The 10,810-nt window shown below is 69.2% G+C and carries 12 protein-coding genes; all 12 read left to right on the top strand.

Annotation, left to right across the window (positions count from 1 at the left end; genetic code table 11):
* The first annotated feature begins 433 nt into the window (after window positions 1-433).
* The 12 genes from JW876_10140 to JW876_10085 all read left to right on the top strand — a co-directional run bounded on the left by JW876_10140 (window position 434) and on the right by JW876_10085 (window position 10,808).
* Window positions 434-844 (top strand): transcriptional repressor, encoded by a 411-nt coding sequence (locus tag JW876_10140; GenBank protein ID MBN1885865.1) that lies wholly within the window; start codon window positions 434-436, stop codon window positions 842-844.
* A gap of 7 nt (window positions 845-851) precedes the next feature.
* On the top strand, window positions 852-1,646 hold the full coding sequence (locus tag JW876_10135; protein MBN1885864.1) for a TIGR02757 family protein: 795 nt from the start codon (window positions 852-854) through the stop codon (window positions 1,644-1,646).
* A 40-nt stretch (window positions 1,647-1,686) separates the two neighbouring features.
* Window positions 1,687-2,946, top strand: coding sequence for a permease (locus JW876_10130; GenBank protein ID MBN1885863.1), 1,260 nt, complete (start codon window positions 1,687-1,689; stop codon window positions 2,944-2,946).
* Between the two features lie 76 nt (window positions 2,947-3,022).
* Window positions 3,023-3,595: a rubrerythrin family protein gene (locus JW876_10125; GenBank protein MBN1885862.1), complete on the top strand. Its 573-nt coding sequence runs from the start codon at window positions 3,023-3,025 to the stop codon at window positions 3,593-3,595.
* A 73-nt stretch (window positions 3,596-3,668) separates the two neighbouring features.
* The gene (locus tag JW876_10120) at window positions 3,669-4,046 is read left to right on the top strand and encodes a desulfoferrodoxin (protein ID MBN1885861.1); all 378 of its coding nucleotides are present in this window, start codon (window positions 3,669-3,671) and stop codon (window positions 4,044-4,046) included.
* A gap of 3 nt (window positions 4,047-4,049) precedes the next feature.
* Window positions 4,050-4,571 carry a ferritin gene (locus JW876_10115; protein ID MBN1885860.1) on the top strand — a complete coding sequence of 174 codons (522 nt, stop codon included), beginning with the start codon at window positions 4,050-4,052 and terminating at the stop codon, window positions 4,569-4,571.
* Window positions 4,572-4,695: 124 nt separating this feature from the next.
* A complete protein-coding gene (locus JW876_10110; GenBank protein MBN1885859.1) occupies window positions 4,696-6,399 on the top strand; it encodes a 2-oxoacid:acceptor oxidoreductase subunit alpha in 1,704 nt (567 codons plus the stop codon).
* On the top strand, window positions 6,386-7,237 hold the full coding sequence (locus JW876_10105) for a 2-oxoacid ferredoxin oxidoreductase (protein MBN1885858.1): 852 nt from the start codon (window positions 6,386-6,388) through the stop codon (window positions 7,235-7,237). Before JW876_10110 ends, JW876_10105 begins: the two co-directional genes overlap by 14 nt.
* Window positions 7,238-7,273: 36 nt before the next feature.
* Window positions 7,274-8,089, top strand: a complete 816-nt coding sequence (locus JW876_10100; GenBank protein MBN1885857.1) for a ZIP family metal transporter — start codon at window positions 7,274-7,276, stop codon at window positions 8,087-8,089.
* A gap of 43 nt (window positions 8,090-8,132) precedes the next feature.
* Window positions 8,133-9,356 carry a flavodoxin domain-containing protein gene (locus tag JW876_10095; protein MBN1885856.1) on the top strand — a complete coding sequence of 408 codons (1,224 nt, stop codon included), beginning with the start codon at window positions 8,133-8,135 and terminating at the stop codon, window positions 9,354-9,356.
* A 129-nt stretch (window positions 9,357-9,485) separates the two neighbouring features.
* Window positions 9,486-9,896 (top strand): Rrf2 family transcriptional regulator, encoded by a 411-nt coding sequence (locus JW876_10090; GenBank protein ID MBN1885855.1) that lies wholly within the window; start codon window positions 9,486-9,488, stop codon window positions 9,894-9,896.
* A 51-nt stretch (window positions 9,897-9,947) separates the two neighbouring features.
* Window positions 9,948-10,808: a 4Fe-4S binding protein gene (locus JW876_10085; protein MBN1885854.1), complete on the top strand. Its 861-nt coding sequence runs from the start codon at window positions 9,948-9,950 to the stop codon at window positions 10,806-10,808.
* Window positions 10,809-10,810: the final 2 nt, after the last annotated feature.

Below are 10,810 nucleotides of genomic sequence, written 5' to 3'. Positions count from 1 at the left end.
TACTGCGCCGCCGCTCCCGGCGGATACAGCATGACGGCCGCGAGGGCGAGCACGATGACGATGGGTCGTTTCATCGAAACCCCCTTCTGTTGTGTTCGATGCGGCACCCGGCCGCATGTCGTTCGATCGTCCCGCGCGGTCGCGGAGGTGACGGGCGTGATGCCGAAACCGGGCCGCATCGATTCGGGACGGAATAACAAGAACCGTACCATCCGTCAAACGGAATCTTCCTGTCGGCTATTCTTTTACGTGAGCAAAAGGCCTGCGCGCCATCTGCCGCGCCATCCGGCGGCGGGTCCTCCCCCGCCCCGTTCCGCCACCGGCGCGCAGGCCGAGGCGAGGGAAGAAGGAAATTATCCTTGACGTGGGGGCGAATATAGACAATAATGATTCCAATTACTATTATCTACTCAAGCGCTTGGCGGGTAACGATATGCGTATGACACCACAGAGACGGGCCATCCTGGAAACCCTCCGGGGCGTGGACGGACACCCGACGGCCGACGAGGTCTACGACGCCGTCCGGCGGAGGATGCCCCGGATCAGTCTCGGAACGGTCTACCGGACGCTCGAGCTCCTCTCCCGGCGCGGCATGATCGGCAAGCTGACCTTCGGCGGGGCGCAGATGCGATTCGACGGCCACACCGGCGGACATGCCCACATTCGGTGCACCTCATGCGGAAAAATTGTCGATGTCGAGATCGAGGCGGAGACGGGTGAGTGCGAGCGCCGCGTCGCGGAGCGAACGGGATTCGCCGTGACCGGACGGCACGTCGAGTACGTCGGCGTGTGCCGGGACTGCCGGGGGGCGGAGCAGCTGGAGGCGGCCGATGTCAAATCCTGAACGGACGATGGATGCCCCGGTCGCCGAGGCGCTCGAACGACTCTACGAACGCTACGACGACCGGGCCTGGGTCGATCCCGATCCGCTCGCGCTGCTCTACGGATTCGACGACGTGCGCGACCGCGAGATCGCCGGGCTCGTCGCCTCGTCGCTCGCCTTCGGCGGCGTGCGGCAGATCATGCGCAGCGTCGAGATCGCGCTCGCGCCGATGGCCGGAAGCCCCGCCGCCTTTCTCGCGGAGACGCCGCCGGCCGAGTTCAGGCGGATCTACGAGGGGTTCCGTCACCGGTGGGCGACGGGGGACGACCTCGCCGCGGTTCTCGCGGGCGCGGCGGCGATGATCGCCGCCGACGGCTCGCTCGAGGCGGGATTCCGCTCGAAGCTGGATCCCGGCGGCGAGACGGTCATCGAGGCGCTCGCCGACTTCGCCGGGCGGATCGTCTGCGGCGTCGACGACGACGGGGCCTGCCTGCTTCCCTCGCCCTGCCGCCGGAGCGCCTGCAAGCGTCTCAACCTCTTCCTCCGGTGGATGGTCCGCCGCGACGCGGTCGATCCGGGAGGGTGGGAGGTGCCCGCGGCGATGCTCGTCGTGCCCCTCGACCGGCACATGCACCGCTTCGGCCTCGCCCTCGGGCTCACCGGCCGCCGCCAGGCCGACCTGCAAACGGCTCTCGAGATCACGGCGGCCTTCCGCCGCGTCTCGCCGGCCGACCCGGTGAAGTACGATTTCGCCCTGACCCGGCTCGGCATCCGCGACGACGACGACCGCGCGGAACTGCTCGGCCGGCTCGGGATCGCATAGACGGACGGCGCCCCGCGCGGCGCCGGAAGGAGTGATGGAGATGGCCGGCATGTTGTTCGAGATCCTCGGCGCCGTCTGGGAGACGCTCCGCGAGATGTCCCCCTACCTGCTCTTCGGCTTTTTCGTGGCGGGCATCCTCTCGATCCTCATCCGACCCGAGGCGGTCGAGCGCCACCTCGGCGGCCGGGGGCTTTCGCAGGTCGTCAAGGCGGCCCTCTTCGGCGTACCCCTGCCGCTCTGCTCCTGTGGCGTCATCCCCGTCTCCGCCTCCCTGCGTCGCCACGGCGCGGGGCGGGGCGCGACGACCTCCTTCCTGATCTCGACTCCGCAGACCGGTGTCGACAGCATCATGGTGACCCTGAGTCTGCTCGGGCCCGTCTTCGCGGTCTTCCGGCCCCTCGTCGCGTTCGCGAGCGGCGTGCTCGGCGGCGGGCTCGTGACCCTCTTCGGCGGCGACGAGAAGCGCGAGGCCCCGTCCGCCGGGCCCGTCTGCGCCGGAGGCTCCTGCGCCCCGGACGCCGGCGGCAACTTCGGCGACGCGATGCGGTACGGATTCGTCGCCCTGCCGCGGGACATCAACCGGGCGCTCGTCCTCGGCGTCATCGTCGCCGGCGTCATCGCGGCGGTCGTCCCCGACGATTTCTTCGCCGGCGCGCTCGGCGGGGGGGTCGTCTCGATGCTCGTCCTCATGGCGGCGGGCATTCCCGTCTACGTCTGCGCGACGGCGTCGGTGCCGATCGCCGCCGCGCTCATCGCCAAGGGGGTGTCGCCCGGAGCGGCGCTCGTCTTCCTGATGACCGGGCCGGCCACGAACGCGGCCACCGTGGCGACGGTCTGGAAGATCATGGGGCGGCGAACGGCGATGATCTATCTCGGGACGGTCGCCTTCTCGGCCCTCGGCGCCGGCTTGCTGCTCGATTTCCTCCTCGCGGAGACCGGCGCCGAGCCGGGCGCCGCGATGCCCTGGATGATTCCCGGCGCGGTCAGGACGGCAGCGGCCGTCCTGCTCGCCGGCGTCGTCGCCTGCTCCTTCTTCTGCCGCTCGCGCGCCGGAAGGGCGGTGTCGTCCGCTGGAGGAAGGACGCTCGCGCTGCGGGTGGAGGGGATGACATGCGAGCACTGCGTGCGGAGCGTCCGCCGGGCGCTGCTCGAGACGCCGGGGGTCTCGGCCGCGGCGGTCGATCTCGGGAGGGCCGAAGCGATCGTGACGGGGGCCGATCTCGACGTCGAGGCGATGAAGCGGGCCGTCGAGGAGCTCGGGTACCGCTTCGCCGGCGCGGCGCCGCCGAAGAAGGAATGATCATGAACGTTCTTGTCCGGCGAGGCCGGACGTAGTACAGTCGACCCATCCACCACGACACGAAAGGAGCCGGAGCATGTCGATCAAGGGAACGCAGACGGAAAGGAATCTCCTCACCGCGTTCGCGGGGGAGTCCCAGGCGAGGAACCGCTACACCTACTTCGCGTCCCAGGCGCGCAAGGAGGGGTACGTGCAGATCGCCGACATCTTCGCCGAGACGGCCGAGCAGGAGAAAGAGCACGCCAAGCGTTTCTTCAAGTTCCTCGAGGGCGGGATGGCCGAGGTCGCGGGCGTCTTCCCCGCCGGTTGCATCTCCTCCACGGCCGACAACCTCAGGGAGGCGGCCGAGGGCGAGGAGAACGAGTGGTCGGAGATGTACCCCGGCTTTTCGCAGATCGCCCGCGACGAGGGGTTCGAGCACATCGCCGACGTGTTCGACGCGGTCTCCGTCGCCGAGAAGCAGCACGAGAAGCGGTACCGCGAGCTCCTCGCCAACATCGAGGCGGGGCGCGTCTTCAGGCGCGACGCGACGGTCGCCTGGCGCTGCCGCAACTGCGGCTACGTCCACACCGGCACGGAGGCGCTCGAGCGCTGTCCGGCATGCGCGCACCCGCAGGCATACTTCGAGCTGCTCGGCGAGAACTGGTAGCGCCGGGCGGCCGTCGCCATACACCGTTCGTATTCGTGAAGGTTCGATTCTCAGCCACGGAAGGGGGAGACAGATGACCAGGAAACGACAGATCTACAAGTGCGACAAATGCGGAAACATCGTCGAGGTGCTGCACGAGGGGCCAGGGCAGCTCGTCTGCTGCGCCGAGCCGATGAAGCTCATGGAGGCGAAGACCGCCGACCAGGCCACCGAGAAGCACGTTCCCGTCATCGAGAAGATCGACGGGGGCTACAAGGTGACGGTCGGCTCGACGCCTCACCCGATGGAGGAGAAGCACTGGATCGAGTGGATCGAGCTGGTCGCCGACGGGCACGCCTGCCGGCAGTTCCTGAATCCCGGCGACGCTCCCGAGGCGGTCTTCCACGTGAAGGCCGCCAGCGTCCAGGCGCGGGAGTACTGCAATGTCCACGGTCTCTGGAAGAAGGAGTAGCCGATGATCAGGAAGAAGGTGCGAGACGCGTTCAACCAGCAGATACAGCACGAGATGTTCTCCGCGTACCTCTATCTCTCCATGGCCTCGTATTTCCACGAGCAGGGGTTCGACGGGATGGGCCAGTGGATGCGCGTGCAGGCCATGGAGGAGATGGAGCACGCGATGAAGTTCTTCGATCACATCCACGAGCGCGACGGGAAGGTCGAGCTGCTCGCCATCGAGAAGCCGGAGAACGTCTGGGCATCGCCCCTCGATGCCTTCAAGGCGGCCCTGAAGCACGAGCAGTTCATCACGGGCAAGATCGAGGCGCTCGTCACGCTGGCGAACGCCGAGAAGGACTACGCCTCGAAGAGCATGCTCCAGTGGTTCGTCGACGAGCAGGTCGAGGAGGAGTCCAACGCCTCCCGCAACGTCCAGCTCCTCGAGATGGCGGGCAAGGCGGGGCACGCGCTGCTGATGATCGACCGCGAGCTCGGCTCCCGTACCTACACGATGCCGCCGGCGAAGGGGGAAGGCGAGTAGCTTTCCCGCGACGCGACGGGATCGGGTGTTCATCGACGGAACGGGGGAGGCCGGGCGGCCTCCCCCTCGTTCGTCGGGGGAGCGGAACGCATGCGGGCCGCCGGCCGGCGGCGGGAGGTGACCGGTGAATGAACGAGTCGTCAATACGCTGATCGCGGGAGAGGCGGGGCAGGGCCTGCAGACCCTCGGCGGGCTTTTCGCGAGGATCCTCGTCCGGGCGGGGTATCGCATCGTCGTCACGCAGAGCTACATGTCGCGCATCCGGGGAGGGCACAATACCTTCGCCGTCCGGGCCTCCGCCGGAAAGATCCACGCCCCCGACGAGAGGGTCGATCTGCTGCTCTGTCTGGACGCCCCGTCGATCGCGATCCACCGCGAGGAGATGCGCGAGGGGGGCGTCATCGTGGCCGACCGGGCCGACGCGGAAGGTGCCGGCGACGGCGAGGGCCTGTTCGCCGTTCCCTTCGACGAGCTCCCGGGCGGGATCGTGCGGGGGACCGTCGCCCTGGGCGTCCTCTGCGCGCTTCTCGGTCTCGACCGCGCCGAGGCGGCGGAGACGGTCGCGCACGCGTTCGAGAAGAAGAAGGGGGCGGAGGTCGCCCAAGCGAACCGGGAGGCCTTTTACGCCGGCTTCGACCGGGGCGCGGCGCGGGGCGGCGGCGCCCTCTCCTTGCCGGCGGCGCCGGGCGGGACGAACCGGCTCGTCATGAACGGCAACCAGGCGATCGCCCTCGGGGCGGCCTCGGCGGGCGTGCGGTTCTGCTCCTTCTACCCGATGACGCCGGCGACCTCGGTTCCGCTGACCCTCATCGGCATGGCCGAACGCGCCGGGATCGTCGTCGAGCAGGCCGAGGACGAGATCGCGGCGGTCAACATGGCGATCGGTGCCTCCTTCGCCGGCGCGACGGCGATGACCGCCACCTCGGGAGGCGGGTTCGCCCTCATGCAGGAGGGAGTGAGCCTCGCCGGGGCCACCGAGACCCCCCTCGTCGTCGTCGTCGCGCAGCGGCCCGGACCGGCGACGGGGCTGCCGACCCGCACCGAGCAGGCCGACCTCGATTTCGTCCTGTATGCGGGGCACGGCGAGTTCCCTCGGGCGATCTGGGCTCCCGGCACCGTCGAGCAGTGCTTCCACCTCGCGCGGCGCGCCGTCGAGTCGGCCGAGCGCTGGCAGGGTCCGATGTTCCTTCTCACCGACCAGTTCCTCGCCGATTCCCTCCGCGCGGTCGAGCCCTTCGACATCGAGCGACTCCCCGCCGTGCGGGTTGGCGCCGATCCGGCGTCGGTCGAGACGCCATACGAGCGTTACCGCGTCACCGGGGATGGGGTGTCCCCGCGGCTCACGCCCGGCGCGGGCGGGCACATCGTGGTCGCCGACAGCGACGAGCACACCGCGGACGGTCATCTCACCGAAAACCTCGAGGCGCGGGTCCTGCAGCACGGGAAGCGCCTGCGGAAAGGACAGGGGATACGTGCGGAGGCGGCGCCGCCCGAGTTGATCGGCGACGAGCGCCCGGAGCTTTTCATCGTCTGCTGGGGGTCGACGCGCGGCGCGGCCGTCGAGGCCGCCGAAACGATCAGCGCGTCGGGCACGCCGGCCGCCGTGATGCACTTTTCGCAGGTCTGGCCGCTTGTCGCGGAGGCGTTCCTGCCCGCGCTCGAGGCGGCCCCGCGCGCCGTCTGCGTCGAGGGGAACGCCGCGGGACAGTTCGCCGGGCTCGTCCGGCGCGAGACGGGATTCGCGTTCGGTGAACGGATCAACCGGTACGACGGGCTGCCGATCACGCCCGGCTTCATCCTGAGGGGGCTCGGCCATGGTGACGCCTGAGGATTTCGGATCGCACGAGACGGCCTGGTGTCCGGGCTGCGGCAACTTCCAGCTGCTCGAGGGGGTCAAGAACGGCCTCGCCGCGGCGGGGATCGCCCCCCGCGAGGTCCTCTTCGTCTCCGGGATCGGCCAGGCTGCCAAGGCGCCGCACTACCTGGACGTCAACGTCTTCGACGGGCTGCACGGGCGCGCGCTGCCGGCGGCGACGGGGGCGAAGCTCGCCGATCCCCGCCTCGAGGTGATCGTCGAGAGCGGCGACGGCTGCTGCTACGGCGAGGGGGGCAACCATTTCCTCGCCGCCATCCGGCGCAACATCGGGATCACGATGATCGTGCACGACAACCAGATCTACGGTTTGACGAAGGGACAGGCGAGCCCGACCTCGGCCGAGGGGCTCGTGACCAAGGCCCAGCCGGGGGGCGTGACGAGCGAGCGGTTCGATCCCCTCTCGATCGCGATCGCGATGCACGCCAATTTCGTCGCCCGTTCCTTCAGCGGGATGCCCGACCATCTCGCTCGGGTCGTCGCCGAGGCGGTGCGCCACCCCGGCTTCGCGCTCGTCGACGTGCTCCAGCCGTGCGTTTCGTTCAACAGGATCAACACCTTCGCCTGGTACAAGAAGCGCGTCTACGAGCTCGGCGGCGATCACGATCCCTCCGATCGCGAGGCGGCGGCGGCGCGGGCGCGCGAATGGGGTGACCGCATCCCCGTGGGCGTCTTCTTCCGGGGCGATCGCGCGCCCTTCGAGCAGCGCGTTCCCGTCCTCCGCGACGGACCGCTCGTCGGCCGCGAGCACGACACGGCGGCGCTCGCAAGGATCATGGACGGATTCAGGTAGGCCGATTTCCGCGGCCGCCGGCGACGAGGAGAAAACATGGCCGAACTGCTCCGGGGATTCCACCCCGTCACGCAGGCGCTCATCGCGACCTGCTTCACCTGGCTCATGACCGCCGCGGGGGCGGCGGTCGTCTTCGCCGGGCGCGACATCGAGCGGCGGGTCCTCGACGCGATGCTCGGCGTGGCGGCCGGCGTCATGATCGCAGCGAGCTTCTGGTCGCTTCTCGCGCCGGCGCTCGAGATGAGCGGGGAAGGCCCTCTTCCCTCGTGGTTCCCCGCCGCCGCCGGCTTCCTCCTCGGCGCGATCGTCCTGCGCGTCGTCGATCGCATCCTGCCGCACGTGCATCCGCGGATGGCGACGGCGGACGCGGAGGGGATCGGCACCACGTGGCGGAGGAGCACGCTCCTCGTCCTCGCGATCACGCTGCACAACATCCCCGAGGGGCTCGCCGTCGGCGTGGCCTTCGGCGCCGCGGCGGCCGGCATCGGGCCGGCGACGCTGGCCGGGGCCGTCGCCCTCGCCGTCGGCATGGGCATCCAGAACTTCCCCGAGGGGACGGCCGTCTCGATGCCGCTCAGGCGGGAGGGCATGTCGCGGCTGCGCGCCTTCTGGTACGGGCAGCTCTCGGGCATCGTCGAGCCGATCGCCGGAGTCGCGGGCGCCCTGGCCGTCCTCTCCTCGCGAGCGATCCTGCCGTACGCGCTCGGCTTCGCCGCCGGCGCGATGATCTTCGTCGTCGTCGAGGAGGTCGTCCCCGAGTCGCAGAGCGAGGGAAACACCGACATCGCCACGATGGGTGCGATCGGCGGATTCGTGCTGATGATGATCCTCGATGTGGCGTTCGGCGCGTGAAGCGTGTATCCTGTACCGTGGACGTCAGCAGAAAGGCGACGGGATGAAGGAAATCTTCCGCGCGATCCCCGTGACAGAACACGTCTGGTGGGTCGGCGCCATCGACTGGGACATCAGGGACTTCCACGGATATTCCACGCACCGGGGGAGCACGTACAACGCCTACCTCGTCATGGCCGACCGCGTGACGCTGATCGACACGGTCAAGAAGCCGTTCAGGGACGAGATGATGGCGCGCATCGCCTCGGTGACCGATCCCTCGGGGATCGACACGATCGTCTCCAACCACTCCGAGATGGACCACTCAGGCTGCCTCGTCGAGACGGTCCGCGCGATCGGGCCGGAGCGGCTCTACGCGTCGGCCAAGGGCGCAGAGGCGATCGAGGAGCATTTCCACGCCGGCCTGCCGGTCGAGGCGGTTTCCGACGGGGGGTCGATCGACCTGGGGAACATGTCGCTGACCTGCGTCGAGACGCGGATGCTGCACTGGCCCGACAGCATGGTCTCCTGGCTCGACGCCGACAGGGTCCTCTTCTCGCAGGACGGCTTCGGGATGCACCTGGCCTCGTGCGAGCGCTTCGACGACCAGATCCCCGATCTCGTCCTCGAGCAGGAGGCGGCGAAGTACTTCGCCAACATCCTTTTGCCCTTCGCGCACATCACGGGGAAGGTACTCGACCGGATCGAGTCGCTCGGTCTCGACATCGACGTGATCGCCCCCGACCACGGCCCCGTCTGGCGCTCGAAGATCGACCGGATCCTCGCGCTCTACCGCCGGTGGGCCGGCCGCGAGCGGAAGCGCAAGGCCGTCATCCTCTACGACACGATGTGGGGGAGTACGCAAACGATGGCGAGGGCCGTCGCCGACGGCCTCTCCTCGAACGGCGCCTGCGTGCGGATCATGAGCGCCCGCGGCACGCACCGCAGCGACATCGCCACCGAGATCCTCGATGCCGGCGCCCTCGTCGTCGGGTCGCCGACCCTCAACAACACGATCTTTCCCGCCCTGGCCGACATCCTCACCTACCTGAAGGGGCTCAAGCCGAAGGGCCTCGTCGGCGGCGCTTTCGGGTCGTACGGCTGGAGCGGCGAGGCGGTGAAGCTCCTCGAGGGATGGCTCGACGAGATGAAGGTCGAGAAGGCCGCCGAGGGGGTACGGGTGAAGTACGTTCCCGACACCGAGGCGCTCCTCGGCTGCCGCGCGCTCGGCGCTGCCGTCGCGAAGCGCATCGCCGACCTGCCGCCGATGGTCGAGGGCGTCGTCTGATCCGCGCCCGGTCGCGCGCCGGTTGCCGGGCGGCATCCCTTCATGTCCTCGCGGGACGTTCTTGACAGGAGGGAACTCCACGTATATATTGGTATATGAGTACCGTAATACCATAAGAGGAGGAAGGCAATGAGAAGCGTGCTGAACATATCGGAAGCGGCCTCGCTGGCGCTGCATTCGATGGCGCTCCTCGCCAGCCGCGGGGGCGAGTTCCACTCGGTGCGGGAACTGGCCGAAACGATCGGCGCCTCCGAGCATCATCTCGCAAAGGTCCTGCAGCGGCTCGCCCGCTCCGGGCTCGTGAAGGCGAGGCGGGGGCCGGGGGGCGGATTCGAACTGGCACGTCCCGCCGGCGACATCACGCTGCTCGAGGTCTTCGAGACGATCGACGGGCCGCTCAGGCCGAGCGACTGTCTCATGGGAACGCCGGGGTGCATGGGCGACGTTTGCATCATGGGCGACCTCGTCGCCTCGATCAACCGCATGGTCGGCAGGCATCTCGCCGCGACGAAGCTGGCCGAGTTCGAGGGCGTCTACTGACCGGCCGACCGGCTGAACGGCGCGCGGGGCGCCGACCGAAAGGAGCGCGGGATGCGCAGGGAGATGATCAGGATCGACGAGGAGAAATGCACCGGGTGCGGCGAGTGCGTGCCGAACTGCCCGGAGGGCGCCCTGCAGATCATCGACGGCACGGCGCGGCTCGTGAGCGACCTCTTCTGCGACGGCCTGGGCGCCTGCATCGGCCATTGCCCCGAGGGGGCGATCGAGGTCGAGGAGCGCGAGGCCGGGCCCTACGACGAGCGCCGGGTGATGGAGAACGTCATCCCCCACGGCGCGAACACGATCCGCGCGCATCTCGAGCACCTGCAGGGCCACGGGCAGGACGATCTCCTCGCCGAGGCGATCGCCTGTCTCGGCGAGAAGGGGATCGCGGTGCCGGAGGGATTCGCGGCGCCGCGCGATGGCGGTCGCGGGCTCCACGGGGGATGCCCCGGCGCGAAGATCGTCGACCGCCGCGAGAACGCCGCCGTGCCGCCGGACGCCCCACCGCATGACCCCGTGCCGGGAAGCGGTTTCCGGCACAGCGCCCTCCGGCAGTGGCCGGTGCAGATCAACCTCGTTCCCCCGAACGCTCCCTTTCTCCGCGGTGCCGACCTGCTCGTCGCCGCCGATTGCGTGCCCTTCGCCCACGCCGGCTTCCACGAGGAACTCCTCGCCGGGCGGGTGCTGCTGGTCGGCTGCCCGAAGTTCGACGACACGTCGCGCTACCGCGAGAAGCTCGCGGAGATCTTCCGCACCGCCGGGATCCGCTCGGTGACGGTGGCGCACATGGAAGTGCCCTGCTGCAACGGGATCGTGAACCTCGTGAAGGACGCGGTGGCTGCCTCGGGCCGCATCGTGCCGATGGCCGACGTGACGGTCAGGATCGACGGGACGGTGCTGCCGGGGTAGAG

It is taken from the genome of Candidatus Krumholzibacteriota bacterium (assembly GCA_016931295.1).
Lineage (GTDB): Bacteria > Krumholzibacteriota > Krumholzibacteriia > Krumholzibacteriales > Krumholzibacteriaceae > JAFGEZ01.
This window is presented reverse-complemented; position numbering and strand designations above follow the sequence as displayed.